The organism is Palleronia caenipelagi (assembly GCF_007004065.1).
GTDB lineage: Bacteria > Pseudomonadota > Alphaproteobacteria > Rhodobacterales > Rhodobacteraceae > Palleronia > Palleronia caenipelagi.
The window spans coordinates 1-17,325 of sequence record NZ_VFSV01000029.1; the positions used below are offsets into that span (position 1 = coordinate 1).

Annotated in this window: 16 protein-coding genes and 2 tRNA genes; 11 read left to right on the plus strand and 7 right to left on the minus strand. The window is 63.0% G+C overall.

Annotated elements, in window-relative coordinates; all coding sequences use genetic code 11:
* Positions 1 to 147: 147 nt before the first annotated feature.
* Entirely contained in the window at positions 148 to 456 is a 309-nt protein-coding gene (locus FEV53_RS14190; protein WP_185962215.1) for a DDE-type integrase/transposase/recombinase, read from the plus strand.
* 234 nt (positions 457 to 690) lie between these two features.
* A complete protein-coding gene (locus FEV53_RS14195; protein WP_142835480.1) occupies positions 691 to 1,113 on the plus strand; it encodes a PaaI family thioesterase in 423 nt (140 codons plus the stop codon).
* Here the strand turns inward: FEV53_RS14195 and rocF are convergent.
* From rocF to FEV53_RS14210, 3 genes are read right to left on the minus strand one after another with little or no spacing between them, the layout of a single operon-like run.
* On the minus strand, positions 1,086 to 2,027 hold the full coding sequence (gene rocF, locus FEV53_RS14200; protein ID WP_142835481.1) for an arginase: 942 nt from the start codon (positions 2,025 to 2,027) through the stop codon (positions 1,086 to 1,088). The two genes, FEV53_RS14195 and rocF, sit on opposite strands and share 28 nt — an antisense overlap.
* 38 nt (positions 2,028 to 2,065) lie before the next feature.
* Positions 2,066 to 2,539: a disulfide bond formation protein B gene (locus FEV53_RS14205; protein ID WP_142835482.1), complete on the minus strand. Its 474-nt coding sequence runs from the start codon at positions 2,537 to 2,539 to the stop codon at positions 2,066 to 2,068.
* Entirely contained in the window at positions 2,536 to 3,114 is a 579-nt protein-coding gene (locus FEV53_RS14210; RefSeq protein ID WP_142835483.1) for a YqaA family protein, read from the minus strand. Before FEV53_RS14210 ends, FEV53_RS14205 begins: the two co-directional genes overlap by 4 nt.
* A 61-nt stretch (positions 3,115 to 3,175) precedes the next feature.
* Between FEV53_RS14210 and ypfJ the strand changes: the two genes are divergently transcribed.
* Both ypfJ and FEV53_RS14220 read left to right on the plus strand, forming a co-directional pair.
* Positions 3,176 to 4,024 (plus strand): KPN_02809 family neutral zinc metallopeptidase, encoded by an 849-nt coding sequence (gene ypfJ, locus FEV53_RS14215; RefSeq protein ID WP_142835484.1) that lies wholly within the window; start codon positions 3,176 to 3,178, stop codon positions 4,022 to 4,024.
* Positions 4,025 to 4,109: 85 nt separating this feature from the next.
* Complete coding sequence (locus tag FEV53_RS14220; RefSeq protein WP_142835485.1) at positions 4,110 to 5,009, plus strand: GIY-YIG nuclease family protein; 900 nt, start codon at positions 4,110 to 4,112, stop codon at positions 5,007 to 5,009.
* Positions 5,010 to 5,064: 55 nt separating this feature from the next.
* Here FEV53_RS14220 and lipA read toward each other — a convergent pair whose 3' ends face one another.
* The 3 genes from lipA to FEV53_RS14235 form a co-directional block, all read right to left on the minus strand.
* The gene (gene lipA / locus FEV53_RS14225) at positions 5,065 to 6,012 is read right to left on the minus strand and encodes a lipoyl synthase (protein WP_142835486.1); all 948 of its coding nucleotides are present in this window, start codon (positions 6,010 to 6,012) and stop codon (positions 5,065 to 5,067) included.
* Positions 6,013 to 6,113: 101 nt separating this feature from the next.
* Complete coding sequence (locus FEV53_RS14230; RefSeq protein ID WP_142835487.1) at positions 6,114 to 7,022, minus strand: DUF6456 domain-containing protein; 909 nt, start codon at positions 7,020 to 7,022, stop codon at positions 6,114 to 6,116.
* Between the two features lie 214 nt (positions 7,023 to 7,236).
* Positions 7,237 to 8,784: a trimethylamine methyltransferase family protein gene (locus FEV53_RS14235; protein ID WP_142835488.1), complete on the minus strand. Its 1,548-nt coding sequence runs from the start codon at positions 8,782 to 8,784 to the stop codon at positions 7,237 to 7,239.
* Positions 8,785 to 8,923: 139 nt separating this feature from the next.
* On the opposite strand from FEV53_RS14235, the gene guaA reads away from it, so the two are divergent.
* The 3 genes from guaA (at position 8,924) to typA (ending at position 13,486) form a co-directional block, all read left to right on the plus strand.
* Entirely contained in the window at positions 8,924 to 10,492 is a 1,569-nt protein-coding gene (gene guaA / locus FEV53_RS14240; RefSeq protein ID WP_142835489.1) for a glutamine-hydrolyzing GMP synthase, read from the plus strand.
* Positions 10,493 to 10,693: 201 nt separating this feature from the next.
* On the plus strand, positions 10,694 to 11,593 hold the full coding sequence (locus tag FEV53_RS14245; protein ID WP_425465489.1) for a mechanosensitive ion channel family protein: 900 nt from the start codon (positions 10,694 to 10,696) through the stop codon (positions 11,591 to 11,593).
* Positions 11,594 to 11,668: 75 nt separating this feature from the next.
* Entirely contained in the window at positions 11,669 to 13,486 is a 1,818-nt protein-coding gene (gene typA / locus FEV53_RS14250) for a translational GTPase TypA (protein ID WP_142835490.1), read from the plus strand.
* 18 nt (positions 13,487 to 13,504) lie between these two features.
* On the opposite strand, the gene FEV53_RS14255 is transcribed toward typA, so the two are convergent.
* Positions 13,505 to 14,038 carry a GNAT family N-acetyltransferase gene (locus tag FEV53_RS14255; protein ID WP_142835491.1) on the minus strand — a complete coding sequence of 178 codons (534 nt, stop codon included), beginning with the start codon at positions 14,036 to 14,038 and terminating at the stop codon, positions 13,505 to 13,507.
* An 80-nt stretch (positions 14,039 to 14,118) separates the two neighbouring features.
* Between FEV53_RS14255 and pyrC the strand changes: the two genes are divergently transcribed.
* From pyrC to FEV53_RS14275, 4 genes are all read left to right on the plus strand, one after another.
* Entirely contained in the window at positions 14,119 to 15,171 is a 1,053-nt protein-coding gene (gene pyrC, locus FEV53_RS14260; protein ID WP_185962217.1) for a dihydroorotase, read from the plus strand.
* Entirely contained in the window at positions 15,171 to 16,922 is a 1,752-nt protein-coding gene (gene recJ / locus FEV53_RS14265) for a single-stranded-DNA-specific exonuclease RecJ (RefSeq protein WP_142835493.1), read from the plus strand. Before pyrC ends, recJ begins: the two co-directional genes overlap by 1 nt.
* Positions 16,923 to 17,041: 119 nt before the next feature.
* A tRNA-Glu gene (locus FEV53_RS14270) sits at positions 17,042 to 17,116 on the plus strand.
* 16 nt (positions 17,117 to 17,132) lie between these two features.
* A tRNA-Glu gene (locus FEV53_RS14275) sits at positions 17,133 to 17,207 on the plus strand.
* The last annotated feature ends 118 nt before the right edge of the window (positions 17,208 to 17,325 follow it).

Consider the following 17,325-nt stretch of genomic DNA (forward strand, 5'->3'; position numbering starts at 1 on the left):
CGGTACCGGCGAGGGCTGGCTCTACCTCGCTGCGGTCAAGGAATGTGCCTTTGTCCGCCGTCGCCCATCGGGCTCCGACCGGTGGCGCCGCGATGGGCAACTCCAAGGACAATGGCGCATGCGTCCCGCGAAATCGTGGGGTGGTCCATGGCCGAACATCTGAAAGCGGAGCTCTGCTGTGATGCGCTCTGGATGGCCCTGGACCGGCGCGGTCCGCTCCCGGGCCTGATCCTGCATTCGGACTGCGGCATGCAATATGCCAGTGGGGACTATCGCAAGATCATCCACCGCGCGAAGCTTATCCAATCCATGAGCCGCAAGGGCGAATGTCTGGATAACGCACCGATGGAGAGCTTCTTCGCATCTCTAAAGAAGGAGCTGGTCCACCGCCAGCGCCGCCGTTCAGCCGTTCAGCCGTCGGGTACCAAACATCCGCAGAAGCGTTCAAAGAAATGAGTTTGAAAATGGCAGCGTAGGGTCAACAATCAGACTGCCCGGAATAAGGGACGAAGTTCGCCACGGATTGGTCCCAGCGGGGAGACCTCACGCGCAGGATGAACGTCTCGCAAGAAAGATCAACGACGGTACGGTTTGCGGCTGCGGGATTGGCGTATTTTCAAACACAACGAAGAGCGGGCTGGACCGGGATGGCGGTGGCCGCTCATAGTGACGAAGCAGAGTGAGGCGCAGATGCATCAGATGACGATTGATGAATTGCACGCGTTCATGCGAGACGCCTTTCCGCAGGTGGCGGATGAGTTTGTCGTGGAAGAGCTGCGGGACCATGGGCTGGTGGTGCGGCAGGATGTGCATGACCGGCATTTACGGCCCGGACGTACAATCTCCGGGCCGACCATGTTCGGGCTGACGGATGTGGCGATTTATCTGGCGATCCTGTCGCGAATCGGACCTGTTGCGCTGGCAGTGACCACGAATTGCTCGATCGATTTCATGCACAAGCCCGGCGCTGGGCTGCCGCTGCGGGCGGACGCGCGAATCCTGAAGCTGGGGCGACAACTGGCGGTGGGAGATGTCTTGATCCGCTCAGGCGAGGCGCCCGAGCCGGTGGCGCGGGCGTCACTGACCTACGCAATCCCGCCGCGCCAGGCGTAACCATAGCCGCGGGTGGGACGGTCGAAGATCCGCTTGCCCATCAGGGAGGCAGTCAGGTCGACCATCAAACGCGCTGTGCGGCCCCTCTCGTCCAGCGCAGGGTTCAGCTCCACAAGATCGAGAGAGGTGACCAGACCGGATTCGGAAAGCAGCTCCATGACCAGATGAGCCTCGCGGAAGGTGGCGCCGCCGGGAACCGTGGTGCCGACCGCAGGCGCAATGGAGGGGTCGAGGAAATCCACGTCGAGGGACACATGGAGCATGGGGTTCTCCGCAGCGGCAACCAAATCGAGGAAAGCGCGCAGGGGCGCGGCCATGCCGGTCTCGTCGATCCGGCGCATGTCGTGAAGGACTGCGTCGGTGGCCGCCAGCCGGTCACGCTCGCCCGGATCCACGGAGCGCAGGCCGATCATGCAGACATTGCCGTGGGAGACGGGGGCGGTCACCTCAGGGAAGCCGTCGAAGCCAGGTTGTCCGGTGACGTAGGCCACGGGCGTGCCATGGAGATTGCCGCTCTCGGTGGTTAGCGGCGTGTGGTAGTCGGAATGGGCGTCGAGCCACAACAGAAAGAAGGGGCGGTCTGCATCCTGAGCGCGCTGCGCCATGCCTGCCACCGAGCCCAGAGCCAGCGCGTGGTCACCGCCCATGAAGACCGGCATACCCTCGATCCCGCGCCCAACTTCGGCGAGGCGTTTGGTCCATGCTGCTACGGCGCCGGGCTGAACCAGATGGGCGGGGCCGCCCGTAGGCAGATCCGGGCCGGGGTCGAGATTGCCCATGTCGGTGACGCTATGCCCCAGCGCTTCGAGCGCGGGTTGCAGGCCCGCCACGCGGTAGGCGTCAGGGCCCATGAGGCAGCCTTGACGCGCTTTGCCGCAATCGAGCGGCACTCCGATGAGGGTAATGTCGGCCATGGGGGCTCCTGTTCTGAGACCCCCCTACTCTGCCCGCTCTAGCGGATCGCCGCCAGTCTCCATGCGCGCAGCCAGATCAGCGCGAGTGCGAAAGATGCGACCGCGTTCCAGGACGCCATCGACAGGCCGAAGAGCGACCACGAGACCTCGTCGCACATGATGACCTTATCTACCGTGTCAACAGAGAGCAGATCCGACCCCGAGATCCCGCCCAGATCCGCGCCACCCGAGCAGGAGGTGGGGCCGGGCCACCAGCCGCGCTCGACTCCCGTGTGATAGACGCCGATCACGCCGGTCGTTGCCGCGGCCACGGCTCCGAGCAGGGCCAGCGGACGCATCGCCACCGGCAGCAGGAGGGCAGCTGCGCCGATCACCACAGCCGCCATATGGGGCCATCGCTGCCAGTAGCACATCTTGCAAGGTGCGTAGCCCAGAGCCTGAAAGGTCCAGGCGCCGAGCAGCAGCGCCAGCGAACCGCCAGCGGCGATCAGGATCATTGTGCGTGGAGTCATAGCAATCCTACCATTAAAAACCCGCCGATCAGCATGACGCAGAACAGGGTAAAGACGAGGCCAAGACGCTCTTCGATAAAGATGCGGATCGGAGGGCCGCCGAAATACAAAAGCGCGGCGATCACAAAGAATCGCAGCCCACGGGCGATGATCGAGGCGATCACGAACACGCCCAGCGACAGGCCAGTCGCTCCCGACAGGATGGTAATGACTTTGAACGGGAGTGGCGTGACCCCCGCCACGAGCACAGCCCAGGCGCCCCAGTCGGCGTAGCTTTCGCGGAAGTGGTCAAAGGAGTCGGTCTTGCCGTAGAACTCCAGCACCGGGCGCCCGATCTGTTCCCAGAACCCCCAGCCGATGAAATAGCCGAGCAAAGCCCCTGCCACTGACGACAGCGTTGCGACCAGCGCGATGATCCATGCGCGCTTCGGAGCCGCGATCACCATCGGGATGATCAGCACGTCCGGCGGAATCGGGAAAACCGAGCTTTCGATAAAGGACACAAAGGCCAGCGCCCAAAGAGCGCGCGGGCTTGCAGCCAGCGAGATTGTCCAGTCATAAAGGCGTCTCAACATGGCGTGCTAGGACCACGGCAGACGGGCTTGGTCAAGGGTCCTTTGGTAGGGAGTGCGAGAGATGAAATGGCAGGGTCGGCGGCAGAGCCGTAACATCGAGGATCGTCGCGGGCGCGGCGGCGGCACAGCGCGCGTCGGCGGGATCGGCGGCCTCGGGGTGCTGGTCATCGTTCTGGTGGGGTGGTTCTTTGGGATCGATCTTACGCCCCTTCTGACGGATACCACGGTGACCAGCAGCGGCAGCACGCAGGTCACCGCCGCTGACGAGGAACGCGCCGAGTTCGTGGCCGTGACGCTGGCCGATACCGAAGAAGTCTGGGCCGAGATCTTCCGTGAACAGGTGGGGCAGCCCTATGATCCGGCCAAACTGGTTCTGTTCAAGGGAGTGACGCAGTCGCCCTGCGGTGGTGCGTCCGGGGCGACCGGTCCGTTCTACTGTCCCGCCGATGAAAAGGCCTATCTGGATACGGATTTCTTCGTCACCATGGAGCGTCGTCTGGGCGCGCGGGGTGACTTTGCCGCAGCCTACGTGGTTGCCCATGAAATCGCCCATCACGTTCAGGACGAACTGGGGATCCTCTCTGAGGCCAATGCCATCCGCCAGCGCGTGTCCGAGCGAGAATCGAACCAAATCTCTGTGCGGATAGAACTTCAGGCGGATTGCTTCTCGGGCATCTGGGCCCGGCGGGCGGATGAGAAATTCGGCTCGCTCGAACGCGGTGACGTGGAAGAGGCGATCAACGCGGCCAAGCAGATTGGCGACGACACGTTGCAGCGCAATGCGGGGCGGGTTCCTTCGCCCCATACTTTCACCCACGGCACTTCGGAGCAGCGGATGCGTTGGTTTGCCCGTGGCTTTGAGTCGGGTGACATCCGGGATTGCGATACCTTCTCGGTCGACCGTTTGTGAGGATCCGGGATTGGGGGCGCTGCCCCCGCCGGCCCTCGGGCCGGCTCCCCCGGGGTATTTTTCAGACAAAAAGAGGAGCGGCGCGGTGGCAGATAGATTCGGTCGGACGATCCAGCTGTTTCTCGTGGACGGGACCGCCACAGGATTGCGGCGGCTGACGCTGCATGGATGGACGGGTGTGGTCTTTACCGGCAGTGAGACTGCGTTCGGTGACCTTGTTGCCCGTGACGAAGTCGACCGAACCGGGATTTATGTGCTCTCGGGTCCGGATCCGGAGAGGCCGGAGCGGCAGCGGGTCTATATCGGCTCAGGCAACTCGGTTGCGGAGCGTGTGCAGCAGAGTGCGGAGAAGCGCAGTTTTTGGGAGACGGCGACCACCGTCACCACCAGCGACGATGACTTGTCAAAAGGCCACGCGGAGTATCTCGAGGCGCGGCTGATCGAGATGGCAGACCGTTCGGGGCGTGTGACGCTGGATAATTCTGTGCGGCCCGACGCCATCCGCCGGCGACTGCCCGAGGCTGATATCGCCAATATGGAGCAGTTTCTCGCCAATCTGAGGATCGTCCTGCCGGTGGTCGGGCATGACATGCTCAAGCCACCGCCGAAGACGGCAATCGAAAAGACTAAAGGGGAAACTGAGGAGACCTCATTCGAAATTCGTCATCGGAGTGGTGTGAAGGCGAAAGCGGTCGAGCAGGACGGCGATTTCATTGTGCTAGAGGGGTCTGAGTCCCTATGTGACACAGGGTATGCCAGCAATACTTATGCCCAGCTAAAAGACAGTTTGCTCCGGGAGGGCGTACTTGTGCCCTCAGTGCCTGGTCGGCTGAAATTCGAGCGGCCACATGCCTTTCGAAGCCCGTCCGCCGCTGCCGCAGTTATCCTTGATCGTAACAGCAACGGTCGAACTGAATGGAAGGTCGCAGGGTCCGATCAGACCTATCAGATCTGGCAAGAAGCGCGTGCAGAGGAAAGGTCCTGAATGAGTGCGCAGATCCGTCTTGTCCGGCCTGCTTCAGGACCTCGCCGCCCTTTGATCAGGCGTGACGCTCGAGACGGGCGGCCTTCAGCCGGGCGAAATCGTCGCCGGCGTGGTAGCTTGACCGGGTAAGCGGAGTCGCGGAGACCATGAGGAAGCCCTTGCCCCAGGCGGCTTTTTCGTAGGCTGCGAATTCATCCGGCGTCACATAGCGGTGCACCGCATGGTGACGGGAGGTGGGCTGGAGATACTGACCGATGGTGATGAAATCCACGTCCGCCGCCCGCATGTCGTCCATGACCTGAAGCACGGCCTGCCGGTCTTCACCGAGGCCGACCATGATGCCGGATTTCGTGAACATGGTCGGATCAAGCTCCTTCACCCGCTGCAGGAGACGCAGCGAATGGAAGTAGCGCGCACCGGGGCGCACTGTCGGGTAGAGCCCCGGCACCGTTTCGAGGTTATGGTTAAAGACGTCGGGGCGCGCGTCGACGACCGTTTCCAGAGCCTCGGAGCCACATTTCAGGAAATCAGGCGTCAGCACCTCGATGGTGGTGTCGGGGGCGCGGTGACGGGTGGCGCGGATGGTCTGCGCAATGTGCTCCGCCCCGCCATCGTTGAGGTCGTCCCGGTCCACGCTGGTGATGACAACGTGTTTCAGACCCAGCTTTTGCACAGCATCGGCAACCCTCCCCGGTTCAAACACATCGAGCGCGTCGGGGCGTCCGGTGGCCACGTTGCAGAAGGTACAGCCGCGGGTGCAGATCTCGCCCATGATCATCATCGTGGCGTGGCCCTGAGACCAGCATTCGCCGACATTGGGGCAGCCCGCCTCTTCGCAGACCGTAGCGAGCTGATGTGTGCGCATGATCTCCTTGGTTTCCGAATAGCCCTTGCCCGACGGAGCCTTGACCCGGATCCAGTCCGGCTTGCGCAGGCGCGGCGTCTCGGGGCGGTGAGCTTTTTCGGGATGGCGTTCAGCCGGGTTTTTGAGGTCGCGCGGCACGGTATCGTCCTAGCTGTTCCGGGTTTTAGCGCAACATAGAGAGGCGCGCGCCGCAAGTCCATTGCGTCGGACGCAGGACCTGCATGAGCCACGCACAAGGCTCAGCCCAGAAGATCTCCCCCCTGCCCCTGAACGCGGTAGTGACGCGCAAGACTCTGCAATCCAATTCTGAGGACGATTTTGCCGGATCGCGCGGCCCAGCCCATGCGCCGCTCGACACTCTCCAGCCCATCGCAATCCCCACAGACCCTCAAGCACACATCCGCGAGGCCGGGACCAAGTTCGATCAGGGCCAGACGCAAGCGGGTCTCTGCGGCTGTCAGGTCAGGTCGCGGGGGCGTCCCGGCCACGACCTCTTCGAGCAGCGCCTCCCACGACCGCCCTCCGGCCGCAGTTATCCTGACCAGTTCGGCGTCCTCGTACAGACGTTCGCCTGCCTTTACGAGATCCGGCGACAGAAACGGTCCACCTGTCTTGTCTTTGCGTCGTGCCAGCATGGCCAGCGGCGTTTCGCTGATCGCACGTGGGTGCGAACCCTCGTCAGCCTCTTCCGTCGGTGCGCCAGATCCATTCAGATAGGCTTGGCCTTGTGGTGACAAGCGGTAGCGCAGAATCAGCCCAGTCTTTTCGGCAACGATAAGGTGCTTGTCCCGCATCGACTCAACGACGCGATGGTCGATCGACGCTAGCCGCTCCACATCTCCCCCGGACAGATCCCGTACCACCACCGCAGTCTCCATTCCTGGAGCCACCGCGAGGTAGGTTTTGACGTGATCCAGAAGTTCGACGATGTTCAATGCCGACGGGGTCACGGGGACATCAATGGCTTTTTCTTTGGTGATCGCGTTAATCTGATCGGTTCCCATTTTGTAACACGGGTTCCGAACCACGGCGCTCGCAGAAGAGGCGACCTGCAAAGCCGCCTCAGGCAACTGGACGATACGTCGAAGACCGGGGGCCTCATCGCCGGAATAGACCCAGTTTGCATCAATTTCCGGAGCGAAGCGCATCCGGTCCTCTTTGACATTTGCGCGGTCCAATCTGACAAGGACGATCCTCGCGCGCCCCCTTTAAAAAACTCGACCCTATCCGAACGGATTGTAGTAAAAATTATTAACCAATTTTCGCCTATGGCTCAATAAAACAAAGCTCCGGCGATGGCCGGAGCTTTGACATGGATTGCCGTTCCGCAACAGACAGGGGCGTCGGATATCGGACGCGATGTCAGGAGAACGCGTCGGGCATCTCGGCTTTGCGACGCGCGATATATTCCGTGAGTTGCCCCGCGATTTCGGGGTCGAGCGCAGGCGCGACGTAATCCCCAAGGAGCTTTTGCACCCGCGCCTCTGCCAGTGTGTAGGTATCGCGGCCACCTTCATCTGACCACGTCTCGAAAGGTTTATAATCGAGCAATTCACTGCGCCAGAAGGCGGATTTGAAATTCGCCTGAGTATGCGCGCAGCCCAAGTAATGGCCACCAGGACCAACCTCGCGGATCGCGTCCATGGCCTGCCCGTTCTCCGACACGTCAACGCCCTTGGCCATGCCGTGCAACGCCCCAAGCTGATCGGCATCCATGACGAATTTCTCCGGGCTTGCCACGAGTCCGCCCTCGAGCCAACCGCAGGCGTGCAGCATAAAATTCACCCCGGCCAGCAGACCCACGTTCAGGCTGTTTGCCGTCTCATAGGCCGCCTGCGCATCAGGCAACTTCGAGCCGTTGAAGCTGCCCGCCGAACGATAGGGCAGCCCCAGACGCCGCATCAACTGTCCCGCGCCATAAGTGATGTGGGCCGCCTCGGGTGTGCCAAAAGTGGGCGCCCCGGAGTTCATGTCGATGGACGTCACAAAAGCGCCCGCGATCACCGGCGCGCCGGGGCGGACCATTTGCGAGTACGCCACGCCGGTCATCACTTCGGCCAGCACCTGCGTCAAGGTCCCCGCTACAGAGACCGGCGCCATCGCGCCGCCGACGATAAAGGGCGAGACGATGCAGGCCTGATTGGACTCAGCATAGACCTCCAGCGCGCCCATCATCGTCGCGTCGAATGTCAGTGGCGAGTTCACATTGATGAGCGAGGTCATCACCGTGTTCTCCGCGACGAACTCCTTACCGAACAGGATTTCGCACATCTCCACCGAATCACGCGCCCGGGACGGCTCTGTGACCGACCCCATGAAGGGCTTGTCCGACAGAGTCATATGGGCGTGGAGCATATCGAAATGGCGCTTGTTCACCGGGATGTCGGTGGGCTCGCAGACCGTGCCTCCCGAGTGGTGGAGCCATTTCGACATATAGCCAAGCTTCACGAAGTTGCGGAAGTCCTCGATCGTCGCATAGCGGCGCCCCCCCTGACGGTCCCGAACGAACGGAGGGCCATAGACGGGGGCCAGCACCAGGTTGTTACCACCGATAACAACGGAGCGCTCCGGATTGCGGGCGTGCTGGGTAAAGCTCGAAGGCGCCGTGGCGCAGAGCTGCCGCGCAAGTCCGCGGGGAATGCGGACTCGTTCGCCCTGAACATCGGCACCCGCGTTTTTCCAGCGCTCCAGCGCCGCGGGGTTTTCGCTGAACACCACGCCGGTTTCTTCCAGCAGGATCTCAGCATTGGCCTCAATGATCGCCAGCGCTTCGTCGTTCAGGATCTCAAGATTGGGAATCTGCCGCTCGATGAATTTGGCGGCTTCAAAGCGCACCGCCGTCCGTTCGGCTCTGCGGGCGGCCCCGCCGCCTGCGCCCCTGCCCCGCCGACGTGTTGCAGCTTCAGCCATGGTCGTCTCCCTAACCCGTTTCCGAACGCGGATAGGGCAAATCCAGTCGCACCGCATCGCCGTTTTGCGGCGCCTGCCGCCGAAAACCGACATGATTGCGTGACTTGTCTGCCCCGCTGCTCTGGCCTAGAGACGGGCCATGACAGACATCGCGCCCTCCCATCAGAAACTTCTGATCATCGATTTCGGGTCTCAGGTCACCCAGCTCATCGCGCGCCGCCTGCGCGAGCTGAATGTCTATTGCGAGATCCATCCCTTCAACACGGTGACCGACGCCTCGCTGGCCGAGTTTGCCCCGCAGGCCGTGATCCTCTCGGGCGGCCCCGCCAGTGTCGCCGACGAAGGCAGCCCGCGCCCACCCGCCTCGGTGTTCGAGCTGGGCGTGCCGGTTCTGGGCATCTGCTATGGCCAGCAGGTTATGATGCAGATGCTCGGCGGCGAGGTCACCCGGCACAAGGAATCGGCGGAGTTCGGTCGCGCCTATGTGACGGCAACCGACGAGCCCCTCGACCTGCTGAAGGGTTGGTTCGCCAGCGACAAACATCAGGTCTGGATGAGCCACGGCGACCACGTGTCGCGACTGGCCCCGGGCTTCCGCCCCTTTGCCACCTCCCCCGGTGCGCCCTGTGCCGTGGTGGCCGACCCGGATCGGCATTTCTACGGCACCCAGTTCCACCCGGAGGTGCACCACACCGAAAACGGGCGTGAGCTCTATGCCAATTTCCTGCGCATCGCGGGGTTTGAAGGTGACTGGACCATGGCCGCCTATCGCGAGCAGGCCATAGCCGCGATTCGCAAGCAGGTGGGCGATGGCAAAGTGATCTGCGCGCTGTCAGGCGGCGTGGACAGCTCTGTGGCGGCGGTTTTGATTCATGAGGCGATCGGCGATCAGCTCACATGTGTGTTCGTGGACCATGGTTTGCTCAGGAAAGACGAGGCCGATGAGGTCGTCGGCATGTTCCGCGACCATCTGAACCTGCCCCTGATTCATGCCAATGAGAGCGAGCTGTTCCTGTCCCAGCTCGAAGGTCAGAGCGACCCGGAGACCAAGCGCAAGATCATCGGACGACTGTTCATCGAGGTGTTCGAGAAGACGGCCAGAGAGATCGGCGGCGCTGATTTCCTCGCGCAAGGCACGCTTTATCCCGATGTGATCGAATCGGTGTCCTTCTCGGGCGGCCCGTCGGTGACCATCAAATCGCATCACAATGTGGGCGGCCTGCCGGAAAAGATGGGCATGAAGCTCGTTGAGCCCCTGCGGGAGCTGTTCAAGGACGAGGTCCGCGAGCTGGGCCGTGAGCTGGGTCTGCCGGAGAAGTTCATCGGCCGTCACCCCTTCCCCGGACCGGGTCTCGCGATCCGCTGCCCGGGCGAAATCACCCGCGAGAAACTGGAGATCCTGCGCGAGGCGGATGCGATCTACATCGACCAGATCCGCAAGCACGGTCTCTATGACGAGATCTGGCAGGCCTTCGTCGCGATTCTGCCGGTGCGCACGGTGGGCGTCATGGGCGACGGGCGGACCTATGACTACGCCTGCGCCCTGCGCGCTGTGACCTCCGTGGACGGCATGACCGCGGATTACTACCCGTTCAGCCACGAGTTTCTGGGCGAGACTGCGACCCGGATCATCAATTCCGTGCGCGGGATCAATCGGGTGACTTACGACATTACTTCGAAACCGCCGGGAACCATTGAGTGGGAGTAAGCGTCTCTCTCCTGTGACCAAAAAAATTCCGGACGTCTGCCCCCGCAGGCGTCCGTTTCACATGGGGAGGGCTTGTGATGTTTGACGTGATCCAGTTGCTGGCGTGTTCTGCCGGACTTTTATGCCTGACGCGGCTTGTTGTCGGGACCAAAGCGGTTCCCGTAAAGGTCGCCAAATCCCGGAACCAACCTGGAAAAGCCTATGAATGATCTTCTCAATTCCATCTGGTCCTTCTTCCCCGAGCCCATGCGCAACGAGCTGAGCGGCTTCGTCAGTGCCTTCTGGCGGACGCTGCCGCAACTCTTCGCGTCGCTGCTCGTGATCCTGCTTGTCTGGCTGGTCGTTGGCGTGATCCGGCGGTTCCTGCCGCGCGCCTTGCGTCGGGCACACATGCGCCGCGCACTCGTCGATGTGATCGTCATGATTGTGATAGTGGGCCTTTGGTTCATCGGTGGCCTGATCGCCGTGACCATCGCTTTCCCCACCATTACCCCGGGCAAGGCCTTTACCGCGCTGGGTGTGGGTGGTGTCGCCATCGGTTTTGCCTTTCAGGACGTGTTCGAGAATTTCATGGCGGGTCTCCTGCTGCTGATCCGTGAGCCCTTCTCCATCTCTGACTACATCGAGTGTGAGGGGATTGACGGACAGGTCGAAGAGATCACCATCCGCGACACCCATATCCGCCAGACCGACGGTCAGGTGGTCGTTGTGCCCAACGCGATGCTGTTCAAAAACCCGGTCACCATCCGCACAGCCGACGCCCTGCGCCGCACCACGATCATCGTGGGTGTGGGCTATGGCGAGGATGTGGACGAAGCCCGCGAAGTGATCCGAAAGGCCGTGCAGGACGTGGATCTGGTGCGCAACGATGTGCGCAACGTGCAGATCTTCGCGCAGAATTTCGGCTCAAGCTCGATCGATTTCGAGGTCACGTGGTGGACCGGCTCGAAACCTATCGACATCCGCCAGTCCCGCGATCAGGTCGTCGCGGCGGTCAAGCGCGCGCTGGACGAGGCAGGGATCGAGATCCCCTTCCCCTACCAGACCCTCACCTTCAGCGAACCCCTGCTGGTGCGGCAGATGGAGCGCGAAGAGGCCTGAGACAGGGCGATTTGCGGCTTTCCCTGAGGCGCAGGGCGCGCTATGCGCCCTGCCAGACCCTTACAGGATGGCCCCATGGACCTGCGCAACATCGCAATCATCGCTCACGTCGACCACGGCAAGACTACGCTGGTGGACGAACTGCTCAAACAATCTGGTGCTTTCCGCGCCAATCAGCAAGTCGCCGAGCGGGCGATGGACTCGAACGATCTGGAGCGCGAGCGGGGCATCACCATTCTCGCGAAAAACACCTCCGTCGAGTGGAAGGGCACCCGGATCAACATCGTGGACACGCCCGGCCATGCCGATTTCGGCGGCGAGGTGGAGCGGATCCTCTCCATGGTGGACGGCGTCGTGCTGCTGGTGGATGCCGCCGAAGGCCCCATGCCGCAGACAAAATTCGTCACGTCGAAGGCACTGGCGCTGGGTCTGCGCCCCATCGTCGTGCTGAACAAGGTCGATAAACCCGATGCCGAGCCCGACCGGGCGCTGGACGAGGTGTTCGACCTCTTTGCCTCCCTCGACGCCGACGAAGACCAGCTCGACTTCCCCCACCTCTATGCGTCTGGCCGCAACGGCTGGTGTGATTCCGAGCTGGACGGCCCCCGTCAAGACCTGTCCGCTCTGTTCAACCTGATCGTCCGCCACGTCCCTGCCCCGCGTCAGCAGTCGCGTAAGGACGAGGACTTCCGGATGCTCGCAACCACCCTCTCCGCTGATCCGTTCCTAGGGCGTCTGCTGACGGGCCGAGTCGAGTCCGGTCGGCTCAAGGCCGGGGCGACGGTGCAGGCGCTGTCCCGTCAGGGGCAAAAGCTTGAACAGTTCCGCGTCTCCCGCATTCAGGCCTTCCGCGGTCTGGGTTTCGACGATATCGACGAGGCCGAAGCGGGTGACATCGTGACCCTCTCGGGCATGCAGAAGGCCACCGTGGCCGACACGATCTGCGCGCTGGCGGTGGACGAGGCCCTTGACGCCCAGCCCATCGACCCGCCGACGATTTCTGTGACTTTCGGGATCAATGACAGCCCGCTGGCGGGCCGTGATGGTAAGAAAGTCCAGTCGCGCGTCATCCGTGACCGGCTGATGAAAGAGGCCGAGCAGAACGTCGCCATCAAGATCACAGACACCCCCGGCGGCGAGGCCTTCGAGGTCGCGGGCCGTGGCGAATTGCAGATGGGCGTGCTGATCGAGAACATGCGCCGCGAAGGTTTCGAGCTGTCGATCTCGCGCCCCCGCGTGCTGATGCGCGAAGTGGACGGCGAACGTATGGAGCCCATCGAAGAAGCCACGATCGACGTGGATGACGAATATTCCGGCTCCGTGATCGAGAAGCTTACCGGCGCGCGGAAGGGCGAGCTGGTTGAGATGCGGCAGGCTGGTGCCGGCAAGACCCGGATCATCGCCCATGTCCCCTCGCGCGGTCTGATCGGTTATCACGGTGAGTTCCTCACCGACACCCGCGGCACCGGCGTGCTGAACCGGGTGTTCCACGGCTGGGCCCCGCACAAAGGCCCCATCCCGGGCCGCCGCGCGGGCGTGTTGATCTCCATGGAAAACGGTCAGTCCGTAGCTTACGCGCTATTCAACCTCGAAGACCGGGGCAAGATGTTCATCGGCGCGCAGGAGGACATCTATCAGGGTATGATCATTGGCGAGCACAGCCGGGACAATGACCTTGAGGTGAACCCGCTCAAGGGCAAAAAGCTCACCAATGTCCGCGCCTCCGGAAAGGACGACGCGGTGACGCTGACCACGCCGGTGCGCCTGTCGCTCGAAGAGGCCATCGCCTATATTAACGATGACGAGCTGGTGGAGGTGACGCCGAACGCCATCCGCCTGCGCAAGCGACATCTTGACCCCCATGAGCGCAAGCGCGCCGCCAAGGCCGGCTGATCCACGACCCGGCCCGGATCACCAGATCGCGGGCCGGTTCATCGCAGGAATGCAACGGGACGGTCCCTTCAGCGGCAGGATATCACGACCGCTCAGGGACCGCGCCAGCCAGCCTTCTGGGCGGCTGAGCCGCAGAGGCGGCGGCACGTCCTCGGTGCTGACGGGCGTGAACCCCATCCGTTTGTAATAGGCCGGATCGCCATAGGTCACCGCCATATCGATTCCCTCCAACTGCAGCTCTGTCAGCGCATACTTGACCAGCTCCGTGCCCAGTCCGCTGCCCTGAAACTCAGGCGCAACCGCCAGTGGCGAAAGCAGAACGACGTCCACGCCCTCAGTCTCGAACCGCAGCAGCGAAAAGCAAACGCAACCGATCATCTCGCCCTCTGCATCGGCCGCAAAGATCCGTGCGTCCTGATCAGGCGACTGCATCTCCCGCACCAGATTGCCCACCGCCCGCCCCTGCGCCGACCCTTCGGACTCGGTGAAAGTCCGTGTGAACAACGCCGTGATCTCGTCCCGGCGTGCCTTTGAATTCTGAGAAAATCGCATGTCCCACACTTTCCTGACAATATTCTGGCGCGCAGTTTGCCCTTTGCGCAGGACGGGGTAAATGGAGGCAGCCCGTTCTTATGAGGAGACCGCCCGTGCAGACCCTGACCCTCCGCCGCCCCGATGACTGGCACCTGCATCTGCGGGACGGCGCCATGCTGCGGGCGGTGCTGCCGGAAACCACCCGTCATTTCGGTCGCGCGATCATCATGCCCAATCTCGTGCCGCCCGTGGTCACCGGCCGCGAGGCGGCCGAGTACCGCGACCGCATCCTGTCGGCGAAGCCACGCGGCTCGAAATTCCAGCCGCTGATGACGCTCTATCTCACCGAGGAGACCGAAGTGCGCGATCTGCGCGCTGCCGCCGAGATCGGGCTGATCACCGCCGTCAAACTCTACCCCGCCGGGGCCACGACGAACTCCGCCTCGGGCGTCCGGGACTTCTCCAAAGTGCGCAGGGTGCTGGAAAACATGGCCCAGATCGGCTTGCCGCTCTGCGTCCACGGTGAAGTCACCGACAGCGAGATCGACATCTTTGACCGTGAAGCTGTCTTTATCGATCGCGTGCTCGATCCCATCCGCCGCGACATTCCGGGGCTGCGGGTGGTGATGGAGCATGTCACGACCTCCGACGCCGTATCCTATGTCCGCGAAGGTGGCGACGATATCGGCGCGACGATCACTGCCCATCACCTGATCATCAACCGCAACCACATCCTCGCGGGTGGCATCAAGCCTCACTACTACTGCCTGCCCGTCGCAAAACGTGAAACCCACCGGCAGGCGCTGGTCGAAGCCGCGACCTCGGGTGACACCTCTTTCTTCCTGGGCACCGATTCGGCACCCCATCTCGACGCGGCCAAGCTGCAACCCTGTGGCTGTGCGGGCTGTTTTACCGCGACGAACACCATGTCTCTCGTGGCGGAGGTCTTTGACCAGCAAGACGCGCTGGAAAAACTGGAGGCCTTTACCTCCCTGAACGGTCCCGCCTTCTACCGGCTGGAGCCGAACGCGGACACGATCACCATGGTCAAGGGCGATCCGGTCTCCTATCCCGACCACATCGACACCGAAGACGGCCCGGTGACGGTCTTTGACCCGGGCATGCCATTGCACTGGCGGGTCGAGTACTGATGCAAACCGCCTTTCTGGGGGTCGAACACTCCTTGACCGGACGCCGCTGGGAAGGCCCCGCACTGTCTGAGGACCGGCTGACCGAAGCGCTCTGCCAGCAGACCGGCTTGCCCGATCCGGTAGCCCGGGTGCTGGCGGCGCGCGGTGTGGCGCCCGACGAGGCCGAGGCGTTCCTCGCACCCACCATCCGCGACCTCCTGCCCGATCCCCGCTCCCTGCGCGACATGGAGCGCGCCGCCACCCGGCTGATCGATGCCGTGCAAAACAGACAAAAGATTGCGGTTTTTGGCGATTACGATGTGGACGGGGGGGCGTCCTCCGCGCTGCTGATCATCTGGGCGCGTGAGATGGGACTGCCCTGCACGCTCTACATCCCCGACCGGATCGACGAAGGTTACGGCCCGAACAGCCCCGCCATGGAAGCCCTCTCCCGCAATCACGACCTGATCCTCTGCGTCGATTGCGGCACCCTTTCCCACGAGCCCATCGCCGCAGCCAAAGGCGCGGATGTGGTCGTGCTCGATCACCATTTGGGCGGCGAGACCTTGCCCCCGGCGCTGGCCGTGGTGAACCCGAACCGGCAGGATGAGAGCGGCGATCTCGCCCATCTCTGCGCTGCGTCTGTGGTCTTCCTCTTGCTTGTTCAGGCGGGACGGCAGCTTCGGGAGACCGGGAGGAAAGGCCCCGATCTGATGGCCCTTCTGGATCTCGTGGGCCTTGCCACCGTCGCCGATGTGGCCCCCCTGATGGGCGTGAACCGCGCCTTTGTCCGTCGGGGGCTGGAGGTAATGCGGATGCGGCAGCGCCCGGGCCTCGTGGCGCTCTCGGATGTGGCGCGGCTCGATACGCCGCCCAGTTCTTACCATCTGGGCTATGTTCTGGGTCCCCGGATCAATGCCGGTGGCCGGGTGGGGCAGGCCGATCTGGGAGCACGCCTTCTGTCCACGGCTGACCCGCACGAGGCCGCCGCGCTGGCGGAGAGGCTCGACAGACACAACACCGAACGCCGGGCTATCGAGGAAGCCGTGCGGCTGGCCGCGCTCGCACAGGCCGGGGAGCGCGACCTGACTACACCGCTTGTCTGGGCCGCGGGTGAGGGCTGGCATCCCGGCGTGGTCGGCATCGTTGCCGCCCGGCTCAAGGAATCCACCGACCGTCCCGCCGTGGTGATCGGCATCGAGGACGGGGTCGGCAAGGGATCGGGCCGCTCTGTCTCCGGGATCGACCTTGGCGCCGCGATCCACCGCTTGGAGCGCGAAGGGCTGTTGCTGAAGGGGGGCGGGCACAAGATGGCCGCTGGCCTCACCGTCCGCGCGGATCAGATCGAGCCCGCCATGGCGCGGCTCTCTGAACTACTGGCGAAGCAAGGCGCGGGTGAAGGCGGCCCGCGCGCTCTGCGCCTGACCGGGGTGATGATGCCCGGCGCCGCGACGCCCGAGCTGATTGAGCAGATCGAGACCGCAGGCCCATTCGGCGCGGGCGCGCCTGCCCCGCGATTTGCCTTTCCGGGCACGAAGATCCACGCCGCACGGCGTGTGGGCGATCGTCATCTGAAAGTGACCTTCAGCGACGGCATAGGGCCGCGCCGGGATGCCATCGCCTTTGGCGCGTTTGATGGCCCTCTGGGACCCGCGCTGGAGGCCCATGGCGGTGCGCGCTTCCATCTGGCCGGGCGGCTGGAACTGAACCACTGGCAGGGCCGGACCCAGGCCCAGCTGCGCCTCGAAGATGCCGCACCAGCCCGCGATTGATGGCTTGGCAAAACACCTTCGGATGGTTCAAAAAAAATCCGTCCGGAGGCAATTTTACCCCCGACAATCCTCTTGCACCCCGCCCCGAGTTTCCGTAAACCCCGCCTCACGCAGAAGATGGCCCGTTCGTCTATCGGTTAGGACGCCAGGTTTTCAACCTGGAAAGAGGGGTTCGATTCCCCTACGGGCTACCATTTCTGCGCTGCGGCTGGCCCGTTCGTCTATCGGTTAGGACGCCAGGTTTTCAACCTGGAAAGAGGGGTTCGATTCCCCTACGGGCTACCACTGTTTCCTGTATCATATCGATATCAGTGGATAAATCCCGGCGCGATGTCCCTTTGACAGCCTGCAAGCATATGCCTTCTGAAACAGACCATCCCCTCTATTCCACGCGGTTATCCCA

Bases quoted from the DNA above. Each gene is read 5' to 3' on its own strand.
- FEV53_RS14190 (WP_185962215.1), top strand. From the start codon at position 148: ATGGCCGAACATCTGAAAGCGGAGCTCTGCTGTGATGCGCTCTGGATG.
- FEV53_RS14195 (WP_142835480.1), top strand. From the start codon at position 691: ATGCATCAGATGACGATTGATGAATTGCACGCGTTCATGCGAGACGCC.
- rocF (WP_142835481.1), bottom strand. From the start codon at position 2,027: ATGGCCGACATTACCCTCATCGGAGTGCCGCTCGATTGCGGCAAAGCG.
- FEV53_RS14205 (WP_142835482.1), bottom strand. From the start codon at position 2,539: ATGACTCCACGCACAATGATCCTGATCGCCGCTGGCGGTTCGCTGGCG.
- FEV53_RS14210 (WP_142835483.1), bottom strand. From the start codon at position 3,114: ATGTTGAGACGCCTTTATGACTGGACAATCTCGCTGGCTGCAAGCCCG.
- ypfJ (WP_142835484.1), top strand. From the start codon at position 3,176: ATGAAATGGCAGGGTCGGCGGCAGAGCCGTAACATCGAGGATCGTCGC.
- FEV53_RS14230 (WP_142835487.1), bottom strand. From the start codon at position 7,022: ATGCGCTTCGCTCCGGAAATTGATGCAAACTGGGTCTATTCCGGCGAT.
- FEV53_RS14235 (WP_142835488.1), bottom strand. From the start codon at position 8,784: ATGGCTGAAGCTGCAACACGTCGGCGGGGCAGGGGCGCAGGCGGCGGG.
- guaA (WP_142835489.1), top strand. From the start codon at position 8,924: ATGACAGACATCGCGCCCTCCCATCAGAAACTTCTGATCATCGATTTC.
- FEV53_RS14245 (WP_425465489.1), top strand. From the start codon at position 10,694: ATGAATGATCTTCTCAATTCCATCTGGTCCTTCTTCCCCGAGCCCATG.
- typA (WP_142835490.1), top strand. From the start codon at position 11,669: ATGGACCTGCGCAACATCGCAATCATCGCTCACGTCGACCACGGCAAG.
- FEV53_RS14255 (WP_142835491.1), bottom strand. From the start codon at position 14,038: ATGCGATTTTCTCAGAATTCAAAGGCACGCCGGGACGAGATCACGGCG.
- pyrC (WP_185962217.1), top strand. From the start codon at position 14,119: ATGAGGAGACCGCCCGTGCAGACCCTGACCCTCCGCCGCCCCGATGAC.
- recJ (WP_142835493.1), top strand. From the start codon at position 15,171: ATGCAAACCGCCTTTCTGGGGGTCGAACACTCCTTGACCGGACGCCGC.